This is a genomic window from Falsiruegeria litorea R37, from assembly GCF_900172225.1.
GTDB classification, from domain to species: domain Bacteria; phylum Pseudomonadota; class Alphaproteobacteria; order Rhodobacterales; family Rhodobacteraceae; genus Falsiruegeria; species Falsiruegeria litorea.
The window spans coordinates 82,231-107,404 of sequence record NZ_FWFO01000005.1; the positions used below are offsets into that span (position 1 = coordinate 82,231).

General features: G+C 59.5%; 25 protein-coding genes and 1 riboswitch. Of the genes, 18 read left to right on the forward strand and 7 right to left on the reverse strand.

Going from position 1 to position 25,174, the window contains the following annotated elements; translation table 11 throughout:
- Positions 1 to 198: 198 nt before the first annotated feature.
- Genes TRL7639_RS20225 through cysQ form a run of 3 tightly spaced genes read right to left on the reverse strand, consistent with a single transcriptional unit; the run spans position 199 to position 2,845 of the window.
- Positions 199 to 1,236: a glycosyltransferase family 2 protein gene (locus TRL7639_RS20225; protein ID WP_085797710.1), complete on the reverse strand. Its 1,038-nt coding sequence runs from the start codon at positions 1,234 to 1,236 to the stop codon at positions 199 to 201.
- Positions 1,237 to 1,247: 11 nt separating this feature from the next.
- Positions 1,248 to 2,048 (reverse strand): 3-deoxy-manno-octulosonate cytidylyltransferase, encoded by an 801-nt coding sequence (locus TRL7639_RS20230; RefSeq protein WP_085797711.1) that lies wholly within the window; start codon positions 2,046 to 2,048, stop codon positions 1,248 to 1,250.
- Positions 2,048 to 2,845 carry a 3'(2'),5'-bisphosphate nucleotidase CysQ gene (gene cysQ / locus TRL7639_RS20235; RefSeq protein WP_085797712.1) on the reverse strand — a complete coding sequence of 266 codons (798 nt, stop codon included), beginning with the start codon at positions 2,843 to 2,845 and terminating at the stop codon, positions 2,048 to 2,050. The genes TRL7639_RS20230 and cysQ overlap by 1 nt, the downstream gene beginning before the upstream one ends.
- Before the next feature lie 169 nt (positions 2,846 to 3,014).
- Here cysQ and TRL7639_RS20240 point away from each other — a divergent pair, with 169 nt between their 5' ends.
- Positions 3,015 to 3,788, forward strand: a complete 774-nt coding sequence (locus TRL7639_RS20240; RefSeq protein ID WP_110647194.1) for an ABC transporter permease — start codon at positions 3,015 to 3,017, stop codon at positions 3,786 to 3,788.
- A gap of 56 nt (positions 3,789 to 3,844) precedes the next feature.
- Positions 3,845 to 4,378 carry an SH3 domain-containing protein gene (locus TRL7639_RS20245; protein ID WP_165759857.1) on the forward strand — a complete coding sequence of 178 codons (534 nt, stop codon included), beginning with the start codon at positions 3,845 to 3,847 and terminating at the stop codon, positions 4,376 to 4,378.
- On the opposite strand, the gene TRL7639_RS20250 is transcribed toward TRL7639_RS20245, so the two are convergent.
- The gene (locus TRL7639_RS20250; protein ID WP_085797715.1) at positions 4,375 to 4,977 is read right to left on the reverse strand and encodes an alpha-ketoglutarate-dependent dioxygenase AlkB family protein; all 603 of its coding nucleotides are present in this window, start codon (positions 4,975 to 4,977) and stop codon (positions 4,375 to 4,377) included. The genes TRL7639_RS20245 and TRL7639_RS20250 overlap by 4 nt on opposite strands.
- 213 nt (positions 4,978 to 5,190) lie before the next feature.
- On the opposite strand from TRL7639_RS20250, the gene dnaK reads away from it, so the two are divergent.
- The 13 genes from dnaK to radC all read left to right on the forward strand — a co-directional run bounded on the left by dnaK (position 5,191) and on the right by radC (position 16,773).
- Positions 5,191 to 7,101 carry a molecular chaperone DnaK gene (gene dnaK / locus TRL7639_RS20255; RefSeq protein WP_085797716.1) on the forward strand — a complete coding sequence of 637 codons (1,911 nt, stop codon included), beginning with the start codon at positions 5,191 to 5,193 and terminating at the stop codon, positions 7,099 to 7,101.
- Between the two features lie 74 nt (positions 7,102 to 7,175).
- On the forward strand, positions 7,176 to 8,324 hold the full coding sequence (gene dnaJ / locus TRL7639_RS20260; protein WP_085797717.1) for a molecular chaperone DnaJ: 1,149 nt from the start codon (positions 7,176 to 7,178) through the stop codon (positions 8,322 to 8,324).
- Between the two features lie 139 nt (positions 8,325 to 8,463).
- A riboswitch (TPP riboswitch) is annotated at positions 8,464 to 8,565 on the forward strand.
- Positions 8,566 to 8,611: 46 nt separating this feature from the next.
- On the forward strand, positions 8,612 to 9,412 hold the full coding sequence (gene thiD, locus TRL7639_RS20265) for a bifunctional hydroxymethylpyrimidine kinase/phosphomethylpyrimidine kinase (RefSeq protein WP_085797718.1): 801 nt from the start codon (positions 8,612 to 8,614) through the stop codon (positions 9,410 to 9,412).
- Positions 9,409 to 10,386, forward strand: coding sequence for an FAD-dependent oxidoreductase (locus TRL7639_RS20270; RefSeq protein ID WP_085797719.1), 978 nt, complete (start codon positions 9,409 to 9,411; stop codon positions 10,384 to 10,386). Before thiD ends, TRL7639_RS20270 begins: the two co-directional genes overlap by 4 nt.
- Positions 10,370 to 10,564 (forward strand): sulfur carrier protein ThiS, encoded by a 195-nt coding sequence (gene thiS / locus TRL7639_RS20275; RefSeq protein ID WP_085797720.1) that lies wholly within the window; start codon positions 10,370 to 10,372, stop codon positions 10,562 to 10,564. The genes TRL7639_RS20270 and thiS overlap by 17 nt, the downstream gene beginning before the upstream one ends.
- Positions 10,565 to 10,568: 4 nt before the next feature.
- Entirely contained in the window at positions 10,569 to 11,333 is a 765-nt protein-coding gene (locus TRL7639_RS20280; protein WP_085797721.1) for a thiazole synthase, read from the forward strand.
- The gene (locus TRL7639_RS20285) at positions 11,330 to 11,926 is read left to right on the forward strand and encodes a thiamine phosphate synthase (protein WP_085797722.1); all 597 of its coding nucleotides are present in this window, start codon (positions 11,330 to 11,332) and stop codon (positions 11,924 to 11,926) included. Before TRL7639_RS20280 ends, TRL7639_RS20285 begins: the two co-directional genes overlap by 4 nt.
- The gene (locus tag TRL7639_RS20290; RefSeq protein WP_085797723.1) at positions 11,923 to 12,888 is read left to right on the forward strand and encodes a HesA/MoeB/ThiF family protein; all 966 of its coding nucleotides are present in this window, start codon (positions 11,923 to 11,925) and stop codon (positions 12,886 to 12,888) included. Before TRL7639_RS20285 ends, TRL7639_RS20290 begins: the two co-directional genes overlap by 4 nt.
- Before the next feature lie 19 nt (positions 12,889 to 12,907).
- Positions 12,908 to 13,843, forward strand: a complete 936-nt coding sequence (locus tag TRL7639_RS20295; RefSeq protein WP_085797724.1) for an ABC transporter substrate-binding protein — start codon at positions 12,908 to 12,910, stop codon at positions 13,841 to 13,843.
- Positions 13,840 to 14,523 carry a thiaminase II gene (tenA, locus tag TRL7639_RS20300; RefSeq protein WP_085797725.1) on the forward strand — a complete coding sequence of 228 codons (684 nt, stop codon included), beginning with the start codon at positions 13,840 to 13,842 and terminating at the stop codon, positions 14,521 to 14,523. The genes TRL7639_RS20295 and tenA overlap by 4 nt, the downstream gene beginning before the upstream one ends.
- Positions 14,523 to 15,248, forward strand: coding sequence for an ABC transporter ATP-binding protein (locus TRL7639_RS20305; protein ID WP_085797726.1), 726 nt, complete (start codon positions 14,523 to 14,525; stop codon positions 15,246 to 15,248). The genes tenA and TRL7639_RS20305 overlap by 1 nt, the downstream gene beginning before the upstream one ends.
- Positions 15,245 to 15,982: an ABC transporter permease gene (locus TRL7639_RS20310; protein ID WP_085797727.1), complete on the forward strand. Its 738-nt coding sequence runs from the start codon at positions 15,245 to 15,247 to the stop codon at positions 15,980 to 15,982. The genes TRL7639_RS20305 and TRL7639_RS20310 overlap by 4 nt, the downstream gene beginning before the upstream one ends.
- Positions 15,983 to 16,017: 35 nt before the next feature.
- Positions 16,018 to 16,773, forward strand: coding sequence for a RadC family protein (radC, locus tag TRL7639_RS20315; RefSeq protein WP_085797728.1), 756 nt, complete (start codon positions 16,018 to 16,020; stop codon positions 16,771 to 16,773).
- A gap of 60 nt (positions 16,774 to 16,833) precedes the next feature.
- Here radC and TRL7639_RS20320 read toward each other — a convergent pair whose 3' ends face one another.
- The 3 genes from TRL7639_RS20320 to secA form a co-directional block, all read right to left on the reverse strand.
- Positions 16,834 to 18,393: a substrate-binding domain-containing protein gene (locus TRL7639_RS20320; protein ID WP_085797729.1), complete on the reverse strand. Its 1,560-nt coding sequence runs from the start codon at positions 18,391 to 18,393 to the stop codon at positions 16,834 to 16,836.
- A 24-nt stretch (positions 18,394 to 18,417) separates the two neighbouring features.
- Positions 18,418 to 19,404: a hypothetical protein gene (locus TRL7639_RS20325; protein WP_085797730.1), complete on the reverse strand. Its 987-nt coding sequence runs from the start codon at positions 19,402 to 19,404 to the stop codon at positions 18,418 to 18,420.
- 128 nt (positions 19,405 to 19,532) lie between these two features.
- Positions 19,533 to 22,250: a preprotein translocase subunit SecA gene (secA, locus tag TRL7639_RS20330; RefSeq protein ID WP_085797731.1), complete on the reverse strand. Its 2,718-nt coding sequence runs from the start codon at positions 22,248 to 22,250 to the stop codon at positions 19,533 to 19,535.
- Positions 22,251 to 22,427: 177 nt separating this feature from the next.
- Here secA and TRL7639_RS20335 point away from each other — a divergent pair, with 177 nt between their 5' ends.
- The 3 genes from TRL7639_RS20335 to mutT are packed head-to-tail and all read left to right on the forward strand — an operon-like array spanning position 22,428 to position 24,906.
- On the forward strand, positions 22,428 to 23,279 hold the full coding sequence (locus TRL7639_RS20335) for a peptidylprolyl isomerase (protein ID WP_085797732.1): 852 nt from the start codon (positions 22,428 to 22,430) through the stop codon (positions 23,277 to 23,279).
- 5 nt (positions 23,280 to 23,284) lie between these two features.
- Positions 23,285 to 24,511, forward strand: a complete 1,227-nt coding sequence (argJ, locus tag TRL7639_RS20340) for a bifunctional glutamate N-acetyltransferase/amino-acid acetyltransferase ArgJ (RefSeq protein WP_085797733.1) — start codon at positions 23,285 to 23,287, stop codon at positions 24,509 to 24,511.
- Positions 24,508 to 24,906 (forward strand): 8-oxo-dGTP diphosphatase MutT, encoded by a 399-nt coding sequence (mutT, locus tag TRL7639_RS20345; protein WP_085797734.1) that lies wholly within the window; start codon positions 24,508 to 24,510, stop codon positions 24,904 to 24,906. The genes argJ and mutT overlap by 4 nt, the downstream gene beginning before the upstream one ends.
- Positions 24,907 to 25,174: the final 268 nt, after the last annotated feature.

The window sequence follows — 25,174 nt, forward strand, 5'->3', positions numbered from 1 at the left end:
TAGGCTCACGTGTCAACCAATCCACTAAATGACGCGAGCATGACCCGGATACAGCGAAACCTGCGCACCGATACCGTCGGGCCAACTACCGTCATATGTCATCAATTCCTTCTATGAATCAATGGATTTAGAAACAGTTACAGGGGAAAAGCAATCATTGTCGCTCAGATGCGACTGTGTGACTCTGAGTGGCGCGTTTCACCAACCACCGGAACTCATCAAGCCAAGCTGTTCCAGCTGTTGCCAATCGCGGAATTGGTGCGAGTTTTCCGTCCACATCTGCGGCGCGGCGGCGACACTGTCGTAGTAGCCATCGAAGTCTTGTGGGGTGTGAAAGTGTTGTGCGCGCTCTTTTTCGATTGCCGACTTGGAAACAACTTCGGGCAGGAATTTGGTGTGGAGCAAAACGCCCGAGGCGCGGTTGTCACCGGGGCCATCATAGGCCCGGTTCAATGGCGGAGGCAGGATGGAATGGCAGGAATTCACATAGGCGTAGCTGCGGTGCCATTTGACGAGCGGGATCTTGTTGAGTGTGGGTGAGCGGCGTGGCTCATCGGCAAAGAACACGCGCTCGCGCGCGCCGCCCTGAGTCCAGAGGTTACCCAGAGGCATCTGTCGTTGCGACCGATACGGACCCACGTCAAACCAGTTGATGGTCTCCAACGGGTCGGCTCCGGGGGCGTAGCTCTGCGCGTTCAACTCGCCCTTGGGGTATAGATCGAGCATCAGGGCGCCAAAGACCGTGGTGCCCCGAGCTTCGAGCCAGGCGGTTAGTTCGGGCAGGGGGCGGATGTTGTGATGGGCATAAACCAGAAGTTCATCCGCATCGACCATCAGGCACCAATGACCATGGGCATATTTGCGCTGCAGCCAGGTCATCCAGTTCAGACCAAAGCGCGCCGCCCGATAGCTGTCCGCCGTTTGCCAGAGCGAGACATCGCTTTGTTCAGCGAGCATCAAATCGGTGCCATCGCTGCTGGTGTTGTCGACCACAAGGAAATGGCCAACGCCCAAATCCCTGTAGTACTGCAGGAAATAGGGCAGGCGGCTCATTTCGTTTCTGACCGTCATCACGACCAGAATATCGTTTGGCCTGATCTGCCCTGTGCGATCTGCCATGACACGCAAGCCGTGGCGACTGCGGAACGACTTCCATAACAATCGCCGTCGCTTCCACCGCAAACGATAAGCCTCGGCCCAGGTTTGCGTAGGGGATGTGGCGGCGGTTTGGGTCATAGGCGGCTGGGTCAGTCCAGTCCCATGGCGGCCATCATCGCCTCGAGCTTTGGCACGTCGGATGGGTTGTTGAGTTCCCAGAACTGCCGCCCGCGGGCCTCAACCTCGACGCACAGAATCTTGTGGTTGTTTTCCATGAACCGCAGTTGTTCCAAACCTTCAAGGGTTTCCAGTGGGCCGGTCTCCCATGTGGGATAAGCGGACAGGGCGTCCTTGCGATAGGCGTAGACGCCGACGTGGTGGAACACCGGGGTCGGGTCGGTATCGCCATAGGTCTGTGCGGTAAAGGGCACGACCTCTTTCGAGAAATACATCGCGCTATTGTCGCGCGCGAAAACGGCGGTGGTGCCGCCCACACGGCCATGCTTGCGGTCGTTGAGCAGGCTGTTCAGCGCCTCGCCATCACAACGCAGCACGGGTGTCGCAACACCTGCATTGGGCGCGCTCTTCAGGCCCGCGACCAGATCCTCGACAAACCAATGGGGCGTCAGGGGTGCGTCACCCTGTAGGTTGACCACAATGTCAAACCCGCCGCCAAGAACCTCATGTGCTTCGGCGCAGCGTTCTGTGCCATTGGCACAGTTCTCGGATGTCATCACCACCTCGGCCCCGAACCCTTCGGCGGCTTCGCGGATACGGTCATCGTCGGTGGCAACCACAACGCGGTCAACGCCCTGCACCGCCATCGCGGCGCGCCACGACCGTTCGATCAGAGTTTGGCTGTTGCCTGACGCTCCTGTCAACGGCACCAATGGTTTGCCGGGATAGCGGGTTGAGGCATAGCGGGCGGGGATGGCGATCAGGACGGACATCAGGCCTCCTTCAACTCAACATCAGGCGCATAGGCGATGAAAAACGGGTTTGCATAACCGTCCTTGCCATATTGCAGCGGAGTGTGATCGTCGAAACGCACGACCTTGCCGCCTGCGCCGGCCAGAACTGCATGTCCTGCGGCGGTGTCCCATTCCATGGTGCGGCCCACACGGGGGTAGATGTCGGCCTCGCCCGTGGCGACCAGACAGAACTTCAACGAAGAGCCCGCGCTTTTGCTGTCTTTGACGTTGTATTTGTTGATGTAATCATCGGTCGCCTGATCGCGGTGCGATTTTGAGGCCACGACGAGCAGCGCGTCATTGTCGGCATTAGACACCGAGATCGGTTGCACAGACCCTACCGTTTCCTTGTCCAATACGCCGGTTTCCTCGATCGATTGACCATCGGCCAGTGTAAAGAACATGCGACCCTTGGCCGGAGCATAGACGACACCGCGTGTTGGGGTGCCATTTTCGACCAGCGCGATGTTGACGGTGAAATCGCCGCGGCGGTGAATAAACTCTTTGGTGCCGTCCAGCGGATCGACGATCAGAAAGGTGTCGCCCTTGGTCGAATGGGATGCGGCCTGCTCTTCGGTCACCAGCAACACATCGGGAAATGCTGCGCGCAGCCCAGCCGAGATCAGGGCATCTGCCGCTTCATCCGCTTCGGTCACTGGGCTGTCATCGGATTTGACCTTCACGTCGAAATCATCCGAGTTATAGATCTCCATGATCTTGTCGCCCGCCTCGAGCGCCAGCCTGCGGATCACGGGAATAAGGTCGTCGTAGGTCACAAAAATGCTCCGATTTTGTGTTTTGTTGCTTATTGGGCCTGCTGTTCTTATGCTTTGCAGGCAACGGAACAGCAAGAATTCCGTGCCAATTTGTTGAGCAGTGTCATGGGAAACCGTTTAAGTGTTTGGATATCGACAGCATAAATCCCTGCTAAGTGGTGCGTTCACCATGGCAGAGATCATTTTTCACGCGGTGGTTCGGTCCGTTCGGGCGGGACACAACAATGCGTTCATCGCACTGGGCAAAAACATGATGCAAGTCGTCGTGTTTGTCATGGTCTTCTACCTGATGTTCACCGTGCTGGGTTTGCGCGGTGGTGCAATCCGGGGCGATTTTCTGTTGTACATCATGTCCGGGGTTTTCCTGTTCATGGTGCACATCAAGGCGGTCGGTGCCGTGATGGGGGCTGAGGGGCCAAACAGTGCCATGATGAAACACGCGCCGATGAACACGATCATCGCGCTTTTGGCCGCAGCCATCGGATCGCTTTATTCCCAGTTGCTGACCTTGTTCATCATTCTGTTCGGGTATCATGTCGCGGTCACCCCGGTCTTTATTGATAACCCGGGCGGCGCCTTTGCCATGTTGATGTTGTCGTGGTTCACTGGCTGTTCGGTCGGGCTGGTGTTCTTTGCGATGAAACCATGGCTCCCGACGCTTGTGGGTATCATGAGCACTGTTTATCAGCGGGCAAACATGATCGCTTCGGGCAAGATGTTTGTGGCCAATTCGCTGCCGCCGTTCATGCTGGCAATGTTTGATTGGAATCCGCTGTTTCACTGCATCGACCAATGTCGTGGTTTTGTGTTCCGAAACTACTACCCCCGCAATTCCAGTTGGGAATATGCGTTTTGGGTGGGAATCGCGCTGATCATGGTTGGGTTGATGCTTGAGTTTTACACGCGCCGTCAGGTGTCGAGCAGTTGGTATGCGCGGCGATGATACGTGTTTGGGTCCTTCTTTTGGCCATCTGGCCTGGAACGATCTGGGCGTTCACCTTGCCACAACTTCACGATGTGACCGGCGTTGCTGCTGATGACGTATTGAATGTGCGCGCATCTGCCAGCGCGTCGTCCGAAAAGATTTCAGAGCTGGCTCATAACGCCACAAACGTCGAAGTGGTCGACCGCTCCCCTGATGGCAAGTGGGGGCTTGTAAACTCGGGCGAGGCGTCAGGATGGGTGTCCTTTCGCTTTCTTGCGCCACAGGCCGAAAACCCGGATGTTCCCATCGCCCGCAAGCTGTCGTGTTCCGGAACCGAACCATTCTGGACGCTTGAGGTCGAGCAAGGCGCGCAGGCCCGGTTCGACGGTTTGGGGTTGCAAGCGATGAGCATGACGGCAGATGTGATGCAGCAGGCCCGTGGTCGCATTGATCGGTTTTCTTTGACGGTTGGCTTGTCTGGCGTGGCAATGGTGCGGGTACAGCAGTGTTCGGATGGAATGTCCGACCGGGCTTATGGGTTGGATGTCGATTATCTGCACCAAGATGGCGCGCTGTATTCCGGCTGTTGCAGCCTTGTCGCGCATTAAGTCACGACCCGCAGCGTCAGGTTGATACGCCCACCTTTGGGCAGCAGGCGCGATGATTTGAACCGAATGCGGTCGATGCCATGATAGCTGAGTCGCGCTTCGCCACCCATCACCACCACGTCGCCAGAGCTGAGCCAAAGGGATTCGGTTTTGCCGCCGCGTGTCGGGTTGCCCATGCGGAACAGCGCATCATCACCCAAAGAGACTGAGACGACAGGCCAGGAAAAATCCGCCTCGTCCTTGTCTTGATGCAGGCCCATCTTTGTGTCTTCGCCATAGTAGTTGATCAAACAGCTGTCCGGCAGGCGATCAAGCCCTGTGGTATCGCGCCAGATCGACAAGATCGAATCCGGAATCGCGGGCCATGCCCGTCCGCCTGGATGATTGGGTTCATAGCGATAGCCAGATGTGTCGGAGATCCAGCCACAGGACCCGGCCGACGTCATCCGCACCGACATTTTCTTGCCCGACGCCGTGGTCGGGCTGAACAGTGGGGCGCCCTTCAGGATGGGGCGCAAATCCTGGATCAGATCGGTTTGGGCCTTGGAATCCAGATGGGATTTCCAAACCTCGAACCCCTGTATCAAAAGCCGCGCCACCCGCTGTTCCCCATTCGTTAGCGAAACCTTGTCAAAAAAGGCCCAAGATTCCAGAAAACCTGCAATTCACAGTGCTTGCAGGCCCGTTCACGCGACCTTATATACGCCGGGACGCGCGATGGTGTAGGGCCATTCGTGCAAACGGATCGAGGTCGGGATGCCACAACGGGTTCAGGCCTCGGGTAATCGCCTTGAAGAGAAAAGGGATCGAACATGAGCAAAGTTATTGGGATCGACCTGGGTACAACAAACAGCTGCGTCGCCATCATGGATGGTTCGCAACCCCGGGTTATCGAAAACGCAGAAGGGGCGCGGACCACGCCCTCGATCGTCGCCTTCACCGATGAAGAGCGTCTGGTCGGTCAGCCGGCAAAACGCCAGGCGGTCACCAACCCTGACAACACCGTCTTTGGTGTCAAGCGCCTGATCGGCCGTCGGTTCGACGACGAGCATCTGGCAAAGGACAAGAAAAACCTGCCGTTCAACGTTGTGAACGGTGGTAACGGTGACGCATGGGTTGAAGCAAAAGGCGAAAAGTATTCGCCGTCGCAAATCTCGGCCTTCACCCTGGGCAAGATGAAAGAAACCGCCGAGAGCTATCTGGGCGAAGAAGTCACGCAGGCCGTCATCACCGTTCCGGCGTATTTCAACGACGCTCAGCGTCAGGCCACTAAGGACGCAGGTAAGATTGCCGGTCTTGAGGTGCTGCGTATCATCAACGAACCGACCGCGGCTGCTCTGGCTTATGGTCTGGACAAGGAAGAAACCCAAACCATCGCGGTCTATGACCTTGGTGGCGGTACCTTCGACGTGACCATCCTGGAAATCGACGATGGCCTGTTCGAAGTGAAATCGACCAACGGTGACACCTTCCTGGGTGGTGAAGACTTTGACATGCGCATCGTCAACTACCTGGCGGGCGAATTCAAAAAAGAGCACAATGTCGACCTGACCAAGGACAAGATGGCCCTGCAGCGTCTGAAAGAAGCTGCTGAAAAAGCCAAGATCGAACTGTCCTCGGCCAGCCAGACCGAAATCAACCAGCCGTTCATCTCGATGGATCCGTCCTCGGGCACGCCGCTGCACATGGTCATCAAACTGACCCGCGCTAAGCTGGAAAGCCTGGTGGGTGACCTGATCAAGGCGTCGATCAAGCCGTGCCAGGCCGCTCTGAAAGACGCGGGCCTGTCTGCGGCGGACGTGGACGAGGTTGTTCTGGTCGGTGGTATGACCCGGATGCCGAAGGTGATCGAAGAGGTTACCAAGTTCTTTGGCAAAGAGCCCCACAAGGGTGTGAACCCGGATGAAGTTGTTGCTATGGGCGCCGCCATTCAGGCCGGTGTTCTGCAGGGCGACGTCAAAGACGTGGTTCTGCTGGACGTGACCCCGCTGTCCCTGGGTATTGAAACCCTGGGCGGTGTGTTCACCCGCCTGATTGATCGCAACACCACCATCCCGACGAAGAAGAGCCAGATCTTTTCGACCGCCGAAGACAACCAGAACGCCGTGACCATCCGCGTTTTCCAGGGTGAGCGTGAAATGGCGGCCGACAACAAGATTCTCGGCCAGTTCAACCTCGAAGACATCCCGCCCGCACCGCGCGGCATGCCGCAGATCGAAGTGACCTTTGACATCGACGCCAACGGCATCGTGTCGGTTGGCGCCTCGGACAAAGGCACCGGCAAAGAGCAGAAGATCACGATCCAAGCATCGGGTGGTCTGTCGGATGACGACATCGAAAAGATGGTCAAGGACGCCGAAGAAAACGCGGAAGCCGACAAGGAACGCCGCGAGCTGATCGAGGCGAAAAACCAGGCCGAGAGCCTCATCCACTCGACCGAGAAATCGATGGAAGAGCACGCGGACAAGGTTGACCCGACCACCATCGAAGCCATCGAGCTGGCAATCGCTGCTCTGAAGGACGAGATCGAAACCGACAACGCCGAGAAGATCAAATCGGGCATCCAGAACGTGACCGAAGCGGCCATGAAGCTGGGCGAAGCGATCTACAAGGCGAGCCAGGACGAAGCAGACGAAGAGCCGGCAGCGGCTGACGCTGGCCCCGTCGTCGATGACATCGTTGACGCCGAGTTCGAAGATCTGGACGACGACAAGCGCAAGTAACGCTTAACCGGGCTTAAAGGGGCCGGTCCGGTCGACGGACCGGCCCTCTTTCGTTGAGGCAGAAGGAATAACGGATGTCAAAACGTGACTATTATGACGTGCTCGGCGTGGCCAAGGGCGCTTCGGCGGACGAGATCAAGAAGGGCTTTCGCAAGAAGGCCAAGGAATTGCATCCTGACCGCAACAAGGACAATCCAGACGCAGAATCTCAGTTCAAAGAGGCCAACGAAGCCTATGAGGTCCTGAAGGACGCCGAGAAAAAGGCAGCCTATGACCGCTTTGGTCACGCTGCGTTTGAAAATGGCATGGGCGGCGGCGGTGGTCGTCCCGGTGCTGGCTTCGGCTCTGGCGATTTCTCGTCAGCGTTCTCGGACGTGTTTGACGATCTCTTTGGCGATTTCATGGGTGGCCAACGCGGTGGCGGTGGACGTCGTGCCGCGCGCGGTTCGGATTTGCGTTATAACCTGCGAGTGTCTCTGGATGATGCCTTTGCCGGCATGCAAAAGACAATCAACGTGCCGACTGCGGTTAGCTGTTCGTCCTGCGACGGCAGCGGCGCCGAAGGTGGTGTCGAACCCACCACCTGCCCGACCTGTTCGGGCATGGGCAAGGTGCGTGCACAGCAGGGCTTCTTTACAGTAGAGCGGACCTGCCCGACCTGTTCGGGCCTGGGTCAGATCATCAAGAACCCCTGTAAGTCTTGCCAGGGCGCAGGCCGCGTCGAAAAAGATCGCGCGTTGTCTGTGAATATCCCTGCCGGTGTCGAAACTGGCACCCGCATTCGCCTGGCTGGCGAGGGCGAGGCCGGGATGCGCGGTGGTCCTCCGGGCGATCTATACATCTTTGTTGAGGTGGCCCAGCACGAACTGTTCGAACGCGATGGCGTGAACCTCTATTGTCGTGTGCCGGTTTCGATGGCGAATGCTGCTTTGGGTGGTTCGATCGAAGTGCCGACCATTGATGGCGGTCGTGGCCGGGTGCAGATCCCTGCTGGCAGCCAATCTGGTCGTCAGATGCGTCTGCGTGGCAAGGGGATGCCTGCCCTGCGCGGCGGTGGCGTCGGCGATATGTTCATCGAACTTGCCGTAGAGACGCCGGTCAACCTGACCAGCCGCCAAAAAGAACTGCTGCGAGAGTTTGAGGACTTGAGCGAGGACAACAACCCCGAAGGCAAGACCTTCTTCTCGTCGGTCAAATCCTTTTGGGATGGCATGAAGGGCTGACACCAGCACACTCCAAAACAAGGGCCGCCCCGTCAAATGGGCGGCCTTTTTTGTATCTGGAAAGGTCAATAAGTCCAGACTGGACCCACAAAACAAGGCTTTTGGCTATTGATAAACTGCCCAACCCCTGAGATGTTCGCGCCAACCGTTGGGGTGCCTGCATTGGCTGAGAGGTGTCTACCACCAACCCATCGAACCTGATCCGGGCAATTCCGGCGTAGGAAACGGTCTTAGTCACAGGCTCACCTTCCATGCTCCGATTGCCCACCTAGATGATGGAGCAACCGATGGCATCAATTGCGCTTACAATCGCCGGATCCGACAGCGGCGGCGGCGCGGGCATTCAGGCGGACCTCAAGGCGATGTCAGCGCTGGGTGTTTACGGTGCAAGTGTGATCACCGCCGTGACGGCGCAGAATACACAAGCGGTGACGGCGGTGCATGGCATTCCGCTGGATGTGATTGCGGCGCAAATCGATGCGGTTCTGTCCGATCTGAACGTGGGTGCGATCAAGATCGGTATGCTGGCCACGCCCGAGATCATTCAAACAGTTGCTGATGGAATCACAGGTTTCGACGGTCCTGTGGTGCTCGACCCGGTGATGATCGCCAAATCTGGTGACGCCTTGCTGGCGCGCGAGGCGGTGCAAACCCTGCGCGATGTGCTCTTGCCGCGCGCCACCGTTCTAACGCCGAACCTCCCCGAGGCCGCGTGTTTGCTGGACCGGATGGTCGCCGAAACCCCCGAAGAGATGGTAGAGCAGGGGATGGCTCTGTGTTCACTGGGGGCCAATGCGGTGCTGATGAAGGGCGGTCATGCCGAAGGCGACGTCTGCCATGATCTGCTGCTGGCTGATGAACGCGTTGCGGGCGATTACGCTGCGCCGCGTCGGGATACCAAGAACACTCATGGAACTGGCTGCACTTTGTCTTCGTCAATTGCGGCTGGTCTCGCCAAGGGATTGGACCTGCCCGAGGCGGTCGCGCAAGCACACGCATATCTGCAGGGCGCGATTGCTCAGGCCGACACTCTGGGCGTCGGCCACGGCCATGGGCCTGTGCATCACTTCCACAAGGTCTGGGCATGAGCGATTTTTCCGTCATAGGGGCGGGCGTTGCCGGTCTGTCGGTCGCGACCGAACTGGTTGCGCGTGGCGCCACGGTGAATGTCTATGACCCCGCTGGCCCCCCAGGGCCGCATGGCTGTTCATGGTGGGCCGGGGGCATGTTGGCGCCCTGGTGTGAATATGAGAACGCCGAAGAGCCCGTGCTGCGTCTGGGGCAAGAGGCTATCGGATGGTGGGCCGACAAGACGGATGTGACTTATGTGGGAACATTGGTGGTTGCCAACGCGCGCGACCTGCCTGATCTACGCCGGTTTTCACGACGGACCGAGGGGTTTATTGATGTTGGGCGCGGCGAAATCGCCGAGTTAGAGCCTGATTTGGGGGCGTTCGGCAAAGGGTTGTACTTTGACAAGGAGGCGCATCTCGATCCCCGAAAGGCATTGGCCGATCTGCATGCAGCGCTGGTCGATAAGGGTGTGACCTTTCATCAAACCGTTGCTCCGGAAGGCTTGGAAAACGTCATTGATTGCAGGGGTCTGTCCGCACGCGATACGCTGACTGATCTGCGCGGCGTCAAGGGCGAAATGTTGGTGATCCGCGCCCCTGATGTGGCTCTAACCCGGCCTGTTCGACTGTTGCACCCCCGCCTGCCGCTTTACATCGTGCCGCGTGGCGATGGCGTTTACATGCTGGGCGCCACGATGATCGAAAGTGAGGATTCGGGTCGCATCACCGCGCGCTCGATGTTGGAATTGCTCAGCTCCGCCTATGCACTCAACCCGGCCTTTGGCGAGGCCGAGGTTCTGGAAATCGGTGTCGATCTGCGACCTGCGTTTCCTGACAACCTGCCGCGTATTCGCCGGATCGGCGGGCGGGTTTATGCCAATGGCCTTTATCGGCACGGGTATCTGCTGGCGCCTGCGGTTGCGCGTGGTGTCGCGGACCTGGTGCTGGACAACAAACATTCGGAGATGGTCGATGAAGATCGTGCTTAATGGCGAACCCCGCGAGGTGGCCGCCGAGACCTTGGCCGCTTTGCTTGATGAGTGCGGTTATTCGGGCAGGGTTGCCACGGCAGTGAATGAGGATTTTGTACCCTCGTCCCTGCGCGCCGGTCACCGGCTGAATGATGGCGACCGGGTCGAAGTGCTCGCCCCGATGCAGGGGGGCTGAGGTGATGCGGACGCTGTATGGCACTGAGCTGCCCAACCCGCTGATGTTGGGCACAGCGCAATATCCCAGCCCCGCGATCCTGGAGCAAGCGTTCCGTGACAGTGGTGCGGGTGTGGCGACGGTGTCGCTGCGACGTGAAGGCGGCGCAGGACAGACGTTTTGGAAAATGATCCAGGACCTGGGCGTGCTGATCCTGCCCAACACAGCTGGTTGCCACACGGTGAAAGAGGCCGTCACCACCGCCCATATGGCGCGCGAGGTGTTCGACACCAAATGGATCAAGCTGGAGCTGATCGGGCATACCGATAGTCTGCAGCCGGATGTGTTCCAACTGGTCGAGGCCGCGCGCATCCTGACCGAAGACGGGTTTCAGGTGTTCCCCTATACCACCGACGATTTGATCGTAGGCGAACGGTTGCTAGAAGCCGGGTGTGAGGTGCTGATGCCCTGGGGCGCGCCGATTGGTTCGGGCCGGGGGCTGAACAACGAATACGCCCTGCGCGCGATGCGGGCCGAATTCCCCGATGTGCCGCTGGTGGTGGACGCGGGCATTGGTCTGCCGTCCCATGCGTCACACGCGATGGAGTTGGGCTATGACGCCGTGCTGCTGAACACAGCCGTCGCGCGCGCAGGCGAGCCGCAGTTGATGGCCAAGGCCATGGCGCTGGCGGTCCAGGCCGGGCGTTTGGCGCATCAGGCCGACCCGATCGAGGCGCGCGATATGGCCGAGCCTTCGACTCCTGTCATTGGAAAGGCATTTCTGTCATGAGCCTGGATCGTTTTTATCCCATCTTTGACCACACCGACTGGCTGGAGCGGATGCTGCCTCTGGGTATCAAGCTGGTGCAGCTGCGGATCAAGGATCAGCCGGACGATGTGATCCGTGCGCAGATCGCCAAGGGTCGTGATTTGTGCGCCGATCATGGCTGCACACTTGTGATCAACGACTATTGGCAGGCTGCGATTGATCTGGGCGTTGAATGGCTGCATCTGGGGCAAGAAGATCTGGATGACGCGGACCTGTCTGCGATCCGAAAAGCGGGTCTAAAGCTGGGTGTTTCGACCCATGACGATGACGAATTGGAGCGGGTTCTGGCGATGGATCCGGAGTATGTTGCGCTTGGTCCGGTCTATCCGACCATCCTGAAAAAGATGAAATGGCACCAACAGGGCCTGCCGCGCGTGACCGAATGGAAAGAGCGCGTGCGCGACATCCCCCTGGTTGGTATCGGCGGGATGAGTGTCGAGCGCGCACCGGGCGTTTTGGAGGCCGGTGCAGACATCGTATCGGCTGTGACCGACATCACTCTGAACGACGACCCCGAAGGTCGCGTGCGTCAGTGGCTTGAGGCGACCAGATGAACCGTTACGCCCGCCAGATGATCTTGCCGCAAGTCGGGACGCAGGGGCAGGATCGCCTTTCTCGCGCCCGTGTTCTGGTGGTGGGCTGCGGCGGGTTGGCGGCTCCTGCTTTGCCTTTGCTGGCGGGGGCTGGTGTGGGACATCTGCTGTTGCTGGACGCGGACGTTGTTGCCCTGTCTAATTTGCACCGGCAGACGCTGTTTACCGAAGCGGATTGTGATGCGTCCAAGGCCGAAGTGGCGGCAGGGCGCTGCCGTGCGATCAACTCGGAGATCACTGTTGAGGTAAGAAAACAGGCTCTAACACCGGCAAATGTAGCTGAATTGGTTGCTAAGGCCGATTTGGTTCTGGACTGTGCCGACAGCTACGCGGCCAGTTATACGCTCAGTGACGAATGTCTCAAGCAAGGCAAGCCGTTGATCAGCGCCTCGGTGCTTGGGCTGGGTGGCTATGTCGGTGGGTTCTGCGGCGGCGCGCCTTCCTTGCGCGCCATTTTCCCGGAGGCTCCCGACAGCGGCGCAAGCTGCGCCACAGCAGGTGTTTTGGGCCCGGTCGTGGGCATGATCGGCGCTCTACAGGCACAAATGGCACTGGCAGTTCTGCTGGGCATGGCCCCGTCGCCCTTGGGCCAGATGGTGCAATTCGACGCGCAGACCTATCGCAGTACCGCGTTCCGCTTTGAGGGTGCCCCTGAGCCGGAAACGGCTTTGCGTTTTGCGGCCCCATCTGAACTGACCGATCAGGACATGATCGTCGAACTTCGCGGAGCTGAGGAGGCCCCAGAGCCTATCCATGCTTCTGCCAACCGCATCCTGCCGGAGGAGGTGCAGAACCATCTGCCCACCCCCGAAACCCGCATTGCGCTGTGTTGTGCCACGGGCCTTAGGGCCTGGCGCACGGCAGAGCGCATTCAACAGATTTGGCCGGGCGAGATTGTTCTTGTCGCGGCCGCAACCTCATGAAGCACAAGGAAACGCGAACATGAAAAAAATGCTGACCGCCTTGGCCATGCTGGCCGCAACCCCGGCGATGGCCGCCGACAAGATGACCGTCCTGCTGGATTGGTTCATCAACCCCGACCACGGGCCGATCATCGTGGCGCAGGAAAAGGGCTATTTCGCCGATCAGGGCCTTGAGGTTGAGATCGTTCCACCCGCCGACCCGTCGGCCCCGCCGCGTCTGGTTGCGGCTGGTCAGGCCGATCTGGCCGTGTCCTACCAGCCGCAGCTGCACCTGCAAATCCACGAGGGCCTACCGCTCAAGCGTGTTGGCACCCTGGTTGCGACCCCGCTGAACTGCCTGCTGGTTCTGGAAAACGGCCCGATCAAATCGCCCGCCGACCTGAAAGACAAGAAAATCGGTTTCTCGGTCGCTGGTGTCGAAGAGGCGGTTCTGGGTGCGGTTCTGGGCAAGTATGACGTCAGCTTAAGCGATGTTGAGATGATCAACGTCAACTTCTCGCTCTCGCCGTCGTTGATGTCGGGTCAGGTGGATGCCGTGATCGGTGCCTACCGGAACTTTGAGCTGAACCAGATGGACATCGAAGGCGAGCCGGGCACCTGCTTCTACATCGAGGAAGAGGGCGTGCCGTCCTATGACGAACTGATCTATGTGGCGAACCCCGAGACGATGGATGCCGACAAAGTGGCCCGCTTCCTGCGCGCGACCGAGCTGGCGACCCAATACATCGTCAACAACCCCGAAGACAGCTGGAAAATCTTCTCGAGTACCTCGACCGAGCTGCAGGATGAGCTGAACGCCCGCGCCTGGGTCGACACCCTGCCGCGTTTTGCCCTGCGTCCCGCCGGTTTCGATCACGGCCGCTATGCCCGGTTCGAAGCGTTCCTGAAAGACAGCGGCATGATCGACAGCATCAACCCGGTTGACGCGATTGCCGTGGACGTGACCGCGAAATGAGCGGCGCACCCGATTATGGCCGCGCCTTCGGCCTGATGCGCGCGGCTGCGGGCGATGTGTGGCGGGACTATACCCGCCACGCTTTCGTGGAGGGGATGAAAGACGGCACCCTCCCGCGGGAAGCGTTTCTGCATTACCTGCGGCAGGACTATGTGTTCCTGGTTCATTTCAGTCGTGCCTGGGCGCTGGCGGTGGTGAAATCGGAAACGCACGAGGAAATGCTGCTGGCCTCGGCCACGGTGAACGGTCTGATCAGCGAAGAAATGAAGCTGCACATCGGCATATGTGCCGAAGCGGGGATTTCTCAGGACGAACTGTTCGCTACGCCCGAGCGGCCCGAAAACCTGGCCTATACCCGCTTCGTGCTCGAAGCGGGCTATTCCGGCGATCTGCTCAGCCTGCTGGCAGCACTTGCCCCTTGCGTCATGGGCTATGGCGAGATCGGTGTGCGTCTGTCGGACGAGGCCACCAGCGAGACCTATCGTGATTGGATCAACACCTATGCGGGTGATGAGTATCAGGGGTCGGTCCGCGCTGTGGGTGAGCTGCTGGATGGTGCGTTGGCGCGCCGTTTGGGTGACAGTTATGACCAACTGCCGCGTTGGGATGGCCTGTGTCAGACCTTCAACATGGCGACCCAGCTTGAGGTCGGATTCTGGCAGATGGGGATGACCCCATAATGAACGCGCCCGAGGTCACCTTTCAGGGGCAGGCCAACATCGGCACGGCGCAGCTTTTTGCGCCGCTGTCGCTGTCATTGGTAGCGGGGAAATGGACCTGCCTGTTGGGCGGCTCGGGCGTTGGCAAATCCACTGTGCTCCGGTTGATCGCCGGGCTGCAGACAGGGGCGGTGTTTGACGGCTCCATCACCGCATCGGATAGCGGTGAGGTCGTGCCGCGCGTGGCCTACATGGCGCAGGACGATCTGTTGCTGCCTTGGGCAACCGTGACGCAGAACATCACGTTGGGGGCGCGATTGCGGGGCGAAAAGCCCGATCAGGCGCGGTTGCAACGGTTGCTTGGTCGCGTGCGATTGACCGAACACGCCGACAAGAAACCAACGGAACTCTCGGGCGGGCAACGGCAGCGCGTGGCGCTTGCACGCACGTTGATGGAGGACAAGCCTGTCATCTTGCTGGATGAACCGTTTTCGGCACTGGACGCGCAGACGCGAGCGGACATGCAAGATCTGGCGGTGGAATTGCTTGCGGGGCGCACGGTCTTGCTGGTGACCCATGATCCGGGAGAGGCCGCTCGGCTTGGGCATTCCATCGTCGTCATGGAGCAATCGGGGCTGACCCATTGCCCGCCGCCGCAGGCTGGTGTTCCGCGTAAGGTGGACGATCTGGAGACTTTGGCGGCCCAAGCGGCCTTGCTGCGCCTATTGAGGGGAGAAGCCGCATGACGCGTTACCTTCCCGCCTTGGCGGCTGCTGCCTTTGCGGTGGCTGTCTGGCAACTGATTGTCACCCTGACGGACCTGCCCAAATTCATCCTGCCCGGACCGCTTTTGGTGGCGGAAACCTGGTGGAAGAACCGAGCAATCATTGCCGAACACACGTTGATCACTGGGATCGAAGTTGTAATCGGTTTGGCCGCCGGGGCGACGTTGGGGATTGTAACCGCGATTCAGCTGGCGACCTCGCGCGTGGCGCGGGTTCTGGTGCAGCCAATGCTGGTGTTTACACAAGCTTTGCCGGTCTTTGCGCTGGCGCCGATCCTGACGCTGTGGCTGGGGTATGGGCTGTGGTCCAAGGTGGCGATGGCTGTCTTGATCATCTATTTTCCGGTGACGTCGTCGTTTTTTGATGGATTAATGCGTACGCCGCCCGGTTACCTGGATCTGGCGCGTACGATGCAGGCGAGTCCGCGCGCGGTGCTTTGGCACATCCGCATTCCGGCGGCCTTGCCGAATCTGGCGTCGGGTCTGCGACTGGCGGCGGTTTATGCGCCGATCGGGGCTGTGATTGGCGAATGGGTGGGCGCGTCCAAGGGGCTGGGCTATCTGATGCTTCTGGCCAACGGTCGAGCTAAAACCGATCTGATGTTTGCCGCGATGCTGACGCTTGGCGTGTTTTCTGTCCTGCTGCACATTGCCGTGCGCAAGGCCACAACACGCATGGCTGGCGAGGGCGGTTAACCTTTCAGAAACCGATTCGGGCGGAGGCTGAGAATATGACCCAAAATGCCTTTGCCGAAGCCCCGATGCTGTTTGACCTCGATGAGGCGCCCGAGGCCCCGCTGCCGACGGGTCGGTTGCCGTCTTACATCAAGGATCACCGCAAACGCCTGCGTGAGCGGTTCATGGAGGGCGGGGCGGCGGCCATGCCGGATTATGAGCTATTGGAGCTGGTGCTGTTCCGCTCGATCCCGCGTCAGGATGTGAAGCCTCTGGCGCGGTTGCTGCTGGATACCTTTGGTGATTTCAACCGGGTGCTGACAGCCCCGGTTGAGCGGCTACAAGAGGTCAAGGGCGTGGGCGACGCGGTGATCACGGACCTCAAGATCCTTGAGGCCTCGGCCCATCGGATGGCGCGGGCGCGGGTGATGCAGCGGCAGGTGATTTCGGGCTGGGATGCGCTGCTGGATTATTGCCATACCACTATGGCGCATCGTGAGATCGAGCAATTCCGGGTGTTCTACCTGGACCGCAAGAACGTGCTGATCGCAGACGAGGAACAGGCGCGCGGCACCGTGGATCATGTTCCGGTCTACCCGCGCGAGGTGGCGAAACGGGCGCTGGAGCTGAATGCCTCGGCGCTCATCTTGGTGCACAATCATCCATCGGGTGACCCCACACCATCACAGTCGGACGTCGATATGACCAACCAGATCCAAAGCGCTTGCGTTGCACTTGGTCTGACGTTGCATGATCACCTGATCATCGGGAAATCGACCGAGTTGAGCTTTCGGGCCGAGGGCTATTTGTAAGGGGGCGCTGCCCCCGTCGCTGCGCTCCTCCCCCGGAGTATTTCTGAAAGGTGAAGGGGCTTAGCGCACCCAAACCTCAACCCGGCGGTTTGTTTGGCGGCCCCAGTCGCTGTCGTCGCAAGCCATGGGCATAGCCTCGCCAAAGGCGTCGACGCTAATGTCGATCCGGTCAGCGTTGGCGGTTTCAGCGGCGCGCAGGACGGCATCACGGACCGCTTCCGCGCGTTTCTGGGCGATCTTTTGGTTGCCTGCAGCGGGCCCCTCGCCATCGCTGAAACCCACAAACGCGAGTTGGCGAGCGTCGTATTGCCCAGCTTCAAGCGCGCGGGCTAGTTGGATGATATTGGCGCGGGATTGGGCGTCAGGCCGGGTTGAACCAGTTTCGAAGCGGAACGAGGTGGACAGCCGGGTCATGGGGGAAAGGCGCGTGATCATGCGCTGTATCTCGTCCAGCGGGACTTCTTCCCCGGCGGCGGCGATGGCGTTGGCCATTCGATCACCTTGAGCGTTCACCGAAATCAGCTCGGGTGTCTGATCTACAAAACCCGCACGCCGGATCACGATCTGAGCTGCTGGGCTGCGGGTGTAGGACAGGAACTGCCGCGCCACGTCGGGCAGGCGCCGGGCGGGCAGGTAGAGGAACATCGGCGAATTGAGCGGATAATCCTCGGTCTTGATCGTGCGGCGGCTGGCAGACAGGGAAAAGCCACAGGTGCCGGTCAGCGTCAGCGCGCGCGCTGTGCCGGTTTCGGCAAAGCTGGCAATGCCGATGCCAAAGGGGTCGGTTGTGATGGCACGGGCCAGATCGCTGCTTCGTTTGTGCCGTATGACATTTGCCACCAGCGGAGTTTCCAGTGGACGTAACAGGCGATCTTCGGCGGCTTGGGCAAGGCCGGATCCGGCGGATGGCAGATGCACCGAGATCGGCGCGTCGGGTCCGCCGAGATCCTGCCAGTTGGTGATCTTGCCCGCGTAAACGTCAGCCAGCTCCGGCAATGAGATACGGTGCACCGGGTTGCCCGGCGCCACAATGGGCACCATCGCGTCCAGCGCCAGCACGCGCGAGCGATTGGTGCCGGTCATGTCGCCCATGCCAGCCTCGCGTGCCAATTGGCGTTCTTCGGGTCGGATTTCTCGCAAGGCCATGACAATGTCGGCCTCATTGGCCAGCAGATCAGCAAAGCCCTCGTCGGTTGTGGTGACGCGAAAGGTGAACTCGGCAATCGGTGCGGTTCCGGGGCCCTGGCTGAGGCTGTAGAGGAATTGACCGGGCCCTTGGTTCTTGCGTTGCGCCTGATAGCCATTTCGCAGGGCGAACCCTTCGATCAGGGCGGGCAACAGCACCTCGGCCATGGTCGAGGACCCGGACAGCGTGATCTTGGCGACAAAATCCACCAGGCTAGGGCAGGCCGGGCCATCGCACGTGACGCCCGAGCCATCGACCGTCAACTCGCCAAACTGCGTGTCAACGCGATAAAACTCGCCATCGTAACCCAGCAGGGTTCCGTTGATTTCGACCTTGCCGTCGCGCGACGTCAACGTGATGTCCTGCGCAAAGCCGGCGAACGGAGCGACAAAAAGAATAAGTGCGGCGAAAACCGCCGCACGAGACCAAGCCATGAGAAACCTGAAATTACCTGCGGATCATTTGGCCGCGATTTTCAGGTCTTCGACCAGATTATTCAACACCAGAAAATCACCTGCGGCGTCACATCCGGGGATTGACAAGGTCAGGTCGCGTGTGCGCAACGGGGTGCCGTTGCGTCGTTCCAGAGATTGTGCCGAAATTTCGCGTCCACAATTGGCAGTGGTCACTTCGGTCTCGATGCTCAGCGTCACGGTGCCTGCTTGGGTCGCGGTGCCGCGGGGAAAGCTGTAGACCTCGGCCAATTGCGGTTCAAACGTGTCGTTGCGGCCCAGATGGGTGAACGTGCCCTGGCCCGCTTGGGTGGCGTCCGACCAGACGTGACCGTTTTCGCCGTAACCTGCACCGAATTCCCGCGCGTGGATCTGCAGGCCAGCGCGGTCAGCCCATTGCACGGCAACGCGGTCGATCTGATCAAGATCAGGAACTTGCGTCATGGCCACAGCGCCCTTGCCGTTGCCAAAGGCCACAACAAAGACTGCGTTTTCGGACAGGGCGGGAATGGTGACATTCAACTGTCCGTCTTCGTCGGTGATTTCAGTGAAAATCAGACCGCTGTGATGCACGCTGACACGCTGGTTGCCATAGCACGGCGCATCAACCGAAAGGGCAACGCTTGCCATTGGAGCAGATGTTGTTGTGGCTGTGACCGCGCATCCCAGTTGGGGCACCTCGGGGTCTTGCGGTGTCGCGGGCAGAACAGCACCATCCAGCAGATTACGCTCGGGGTTTGCGCTTTCAAAAGGGGCGTCGGGCAGGCGGCGTGGCGCTGGCATGTCAGGCAGGGCCGAGGTCAGCGTAATGTCCTGGACGCTGTCCAGCACGATGTCTTCACTCACCGTGTTGGCGGCGATGACCTGTTCCGGCACCGCAGGCACTGCCGAGACGATGGCCGGTTTGGTCGCGATGTTGGGGTTCCGGTAGGGGCTGTCCTGTTGCATCAGGTACCCGGTTGCAAGCGCGCAGGTCGCCGTACCGGCGGCCATCAGGATTCTACGTCGAGCAGGCAACATTCCACACCTCATCACACATTGGCTCAGAGGCAGTGTCGTTAAAAAAGACGGCCATGGTGTGGCCGCCTTTGGGATTCATTTTGTCAGAGATAAGGCAGGACTTACGCCAGCCGACCGTGACAGTGTTTGAATTTCTTGCCCGATCCGCAGGGGCATTTGTCGTTGCGTGACGGGTTACCCCAGGTGCTGGGGTCGTTCTCGTCAAAGCCGGGCAGGGCATCGCCCGAAGCTTCGGCCTCGGCAATGGCTTCGGCTTGATTGGTGGCATCCGCGGCGGTTTGTTGCATCTGCGCCTGTTGTGCCTGCATTTGGGCCAGCATCTGGCGCTGCTCTTCTTCGGTCAGCGGACGCACCATGGCCAACTGTTGGGTCACGGTTTCGCGCAGCCCGTCAAGCATGCCTTCGAACAGCTGGAAGCTTTCGTTCTTGTATTCGTTCAGCGGATCCCGTTGCGCATAACCCCGGAACCCCACGACCGAGCGCAGATGCTCCAGCGTCAGCAGGTGCTCGCGCCATTTGCTGTCGATGGTCTGCAGCAGAACCTGCTTTTCGATGTTGCGCATGTTTTCGGGGCCGAAATCGACGGCCTTCTTGGCCATCTGCTCGTCCGTGGCTTTGACCAGACGCTCGCGAATTTCTTCGTCATCGACGCCTTCTTCGGCGGCCCATTCGACAACCGGCACGTCGACGCCCAGCTTTTCCATGACCGAGGTGTGCAGACCTTCGGTGTCCCATTGGTCGGCATAGGTCTTGGGCGGCATGTGCTGGTCGATCAGGTCGTCGATCACCTGCTCGCGCATGTCAGACACGATCTCGTTCAGATCATCGGCGGACATGATCTCGCGGCGCTGGCTAAAGATCACCTTACGCTGATCGTTCATCACGTCGTCGAACTTCAGAACGTTCTTACGGATGTCAAAGTTGCGGCCTTCGACCTTGGCTTGGGCGCGTTCCAACGATTTGTTCACCCAAGGGTGGATGATCGCCTCGCCCTCTTTCATGCCCAGGGTCGTGAGGACTTTGTCCAGACGTTCCGAGCCAAAGATGCGCATCAGGTCGTCTTCAAGGCTCAGGAAGAACACGGTGCGACCTGGGTCCCCCTGACGGCCCGAACGGCCGCGCAGCTGGTTGTCGATGCGGCGGCTTTCGTGGCGTTCGGATGCCAGAACAAACAAACCGCCCGCATCGAGCACCTTTTGCTTTTCTTCAGCGTGGCGCGCCTCTTCTTGGGCGCGCAGCTCAGCCGGATCGGCCTCGGGGTTGGCTGCGATGGCTTCGAGCACGTTCATCTCGACGTTGCCGCCCAGCTGAATGTCAGTGCCACGACCGGCCATGTTGGTGGCGATGGTCACGGCGGCCAGACGGCCCGCATCAGCGACGATTTGCGCCTCTTGCTCGTGCTGGCGCGCGTTCAGGACGTTGTGCTTGATCCCTTCGGCGGTCAGCATCTGGCTGAGCATTTCCGATTTCTCGATCGAGGTGGTGCCTGCCAGAACCGGCTGACCCTTTTCGTATGATTTTTTGATCTCGCGGATCATCGCCTCGTATTTCTCTTTCGCGGTGCGATAGACCTGATCATCTTCGTCGGCGCGGGCGATCGGGCGGTTGGTCGGAACCTCGACGACGCCCAGATTGTAGATCTCGCCAAATTCTTCGGCTTCGGTCGCGGCGGTGCCGGTCATGCCCGACAGTTTGTCATACAGGCGGAAGTAGTTCTGGAAGGTTACGCTGGCGAGCGTCACGTTTTCCGGCTGGATCTGAGCATTTTCCTTGGCCTCGATCGCCTGATGCAGACCATCCGACAGGCGGCGGCCAGGCATCATGCGACCGGTGAATTCGTCGATCAGAATGATCTCGCCATCGCGAACGATATAGTCCTTGTCGCGGGTAAACAGCTTGTGCGCGCGCAGACCCTGATTGACGTGGTGCACAACGGTGGTGCTTTCCGGGTCATAGAGGGATTGCTCTGCTTCCAACAGACCGCGAGCCTTGAGCTGCTCTTCGAGGAACTCGTTGCCCTCGTCGGTAAAGGTCACATTGCGGGTTTTTTCATCCAGCTCGAAATGCTCGTCAGTCAGCGACGGGATCACGGCATCAATGGCGACATACAGATCCGAGCGGTCCTGAGCGGGGCCCGAGATGATCAGCGGTGTCCGCGCCTCGTCGATCAGGATCGAGTCGACTTCATCCACGATGGCGAAGTTGTGATACTTCTGGAACACCTGATCCAGCTCGGACTTCATGTTGTCGCGCAGATAGTCAAAGCCCAATTCGTTGTTGGTCGAATAGGTGACATCGCTGGAATAGGCCGCCATCTTTTCGGCGTCGGGCTGGTTGGAATAGACCACACCAGTGGTCATGCCGAGCGCGCCGAACACTTTGCCCATCCATTCCGAGTCACGTTTGGCCAGGTATTCGTTGACGGTCACAACATGAACGCCCTTGCCGGTCAGCGCGTTCAGATAGGCCGGGAAGGTTGCGACAAGGGTCTTGCCCTCACCCGTCTTCATTTCCGAGATGTTGCCCTGATGCAGGAACACGCCGCCCATCAACTGTGTGTCGAACGCACGCAGGCCCAGGGCCCGCTTGGCACCTTCGCGGCAGTTGGCAAAGGCTTCGGGCAGCAGGTCGTCCAGTTTTTCGCCGTCCAGCGCGCGTTTGCGCAACTCGGCGGTCTTTTCGATCAGACCCTCGTCCGACAGTTTTTCGAACTCTTCTTCAAGTGCGTTGATCTTGGCGATCAGCGGGCGGGTCGCCTTGATCTTGCGGTCGTTCGGCGTTCCGAAGACCTTTTTGGCAAGCGTTCCGAATCCCAGCATGTTCACTCCAACGGATCTATCAGCATCGTGCTTTTCGACAGGCTTGCCCGCCTTGCGCTCAACCCATAGATACGGGGGGTGAAAGGCGGTCCTGTCCTAGGCTTCAAGCGATGTAAGCGGCAGGTCATAGAGTGTCAACGCCGCGCCCCGTCGCGGCCTGAGAATAGGATGATTTGAATGCCCAAAGGCCTCACTTTTTTGCCATCGCTGGCGCTTGCCGCGGTTATGGCCCTGCCCTTGGCAGCCGAGACCAAACCGACGGCCGATACGGTTGTTGCCAGCGTCAATGGCGAAGAGATCACATTGGGTCACATGATCCTGGCACGGGCCGCGCTGCCGCAGCAGTATCAGCAACTGCCAGATGAGGTGCTGTATCAGGCGATCCTGGATCAACTGATCCAGCAGAACCTGTTGGGGCAATCCCGCGGCGCGGACGTGCCCAAGCATGTTGCGCTGGCGCTGGAAAACGAGAAACGCTCGCTGTTGGCCGCCGATGTATTGGAAGACATCGCCAGCGGTGCGATGTCGGACGACGCGGTGCAGGCGGCCTATGACGCTAAGTATTCGGATTGGACAGGCGGCGACGAATTCCAAGCCTCGCACATCCTGGTCGAGACCGAGGAAGAGGCCAAAGCGATCAAGGCTGATCTGGACAATGGCGCGGATTTTGCCGCGATGGCAAAGGAAAAATCGACAGGTCCGTCCGGCCCCAACGGCGGTTCGCTGGGTTGGTTCGGTATGGGCGCCATGGTGCCCGAATTCGAAGCGGCCGTTGTTGATCTGAACCCCGGAGATGTTTCGGACCCGGTCAAGACCCAGTTCGGCTGGCACGTTGTTTTGCTCAGCGACAAGCGCAAGGCCGAAGCGCCCACGCTGGACGAAGTGCGCGGTGAGTTGGCGACCAAGATCCAGCAGGACGCGGTTGACGCAAAAGTGGCCGAGCTGACCAAAGCAGGCGAGATCGAGCGCCCCGAGGTCGAGGGGCTCGAACCTTCGATCCTGCGCAACGTCGAATTGGTTCAGGAGTAAGCCCCATGGCCACGATCACCAAAGTCTCGCCTCTGGCGCCTGCTGCGTTTCCTAAGCTGCCGGTCATTGATGGTGTGCGATTTGCCACCGTTGAGGCGGGCGTGCGGTATCAGGGCCGAACCGACGTCATGCTGGCGGTTCTTGATCCAGGCACATCAGTGGCGGGCGTGTTCACACGCTCGGCCACCCGTGCCGCTCCGGTTTTGGACTGTCAGGAAAAAATTGGCGGGGCCAGTGATGGCCCGGCCGCGATCCTGGTGAACTCGGGCAATGCCAACGCGTTTACCGGGCATTATGGCCAGGCTTCGGTCGCAGCAGTGACGCAGGCAGTTGCGGATGTGACGGGTGTTGCGGTTGAACGGGTATTCACCTCATCCACCGGCGTGATCGGCGAGCCTTTGGCGCACGACCGCATTCTGGCGCAGCTGGACGCGCTAAATGGTGCGCTGTCGAGTGATGCGATCGAAGACGCCGCACGTGCCATCATGACCACCGATACCTTCCCCAAGGGGGCAAGTGCGCAGGTCGATATTGACGGTCAGAGGGTGTCGATTGCAGGCATCGCCAAGGGCTCGGGAATGATTGCGCCGGACATGGCGACGATGCTTGTTTACATTTTCACGGATGCCAAGGTCGAACAGAGCGCGCTGCAGGCGATGCTGAGCAGCCAGACGGACACGTCGTTCAACTGCATCACCGTGGACAGCGACACCTCGACCTCGGACAGTTTGCTGCTGTGTGCGACAGGCGCGTCCGGTGTTGATGCCACGGGCAATGCAGCCTTTGCCAAGGCGCTGAATGGCGTGATGCTGGACTTGGCGCATCAGGTGGTGCGTGACGGTGAAGGCGCGACCAAGTTCGTCGAAATCCGCGTGTCGGGTGCTGCTTCGGACGCAGATGCCAAAGTCCACGGACTGGCGATTGCGAACTCTCCGCTGATCAAGACCGCCGTGGCGGGGGAAGATCCCAATTGGGGCCGCGTGGTCATGGCCATCGGCAAGTCGGGTGCTGCGGCAGATCGCGACAAGCTGAGCATCTCGTTCGGGGAAATTCTGGTGGCTGAAAACGGCTGGGTCAGCCCGAACTACTCCGAAGATGAGGCTGCCGCTTACATGAAAGGCCAAGAGCTTGTGATCGCTGTGGATTTGGGGCTGGGTGATGGGCAGTCGACTGTTTGGACCTGTGATCTGACCCATGGATATATTGAGATCAACGCGGACTATCGCTCATGAAAACAGTTCTGGTGTCAGCGGTTGCGCTGATTGACGTCGACGGACGAGTGCTGCTGGCGCAGCGTCCCGAAGGCAAATCCATGGCGGGCCTGTGGGAGTTTCCGGGCGGCAAAGTCGAGGCTGGGGAGACGCCAGAGGTCGCCCTGATCCGTGAGTTGGAGGAAGAGCTGGGGATCAATACCTGGGCATCATGCCTGGCACCGCTGACTTTTGCCAGCCACAGCTATGATGATTTTCACTTGCTGATGCCGCTCTTTGCTTGCCGCAAGTGGGAAGGCATTCCCCAGTCAAAAGAGGGACAGGCGTTGAAGTGGGTCAAGGCGAATGAGCTTCGGGATTATCCCATGCCGGCGGCTGACGTTCCGCTGATTCCGATACTCAGGGATTGGCTGTAACGCCGCCGTGATTCGCGCTTAAGGCGAGTTTGGCCGGTTGTCGGCCCTCGCAGATCTGGGTCGAGCCCCCTTTTTTCACCGATATTTTGTGCCTTTTTCCTTAACCCTAAGAAATCAAAGGTAGAGTTTCGGTGTATTTTCACTCTCCTTTATGGTATGCTTAGGTTGTCTATTCCTTTGGGGAGGATTTGACTTGCTTCGTACGATCACAATCGGCTCCTGCGTCTCTATCCAAGGCACATTTGTCCGTAGTCTGCCAAATGGACGT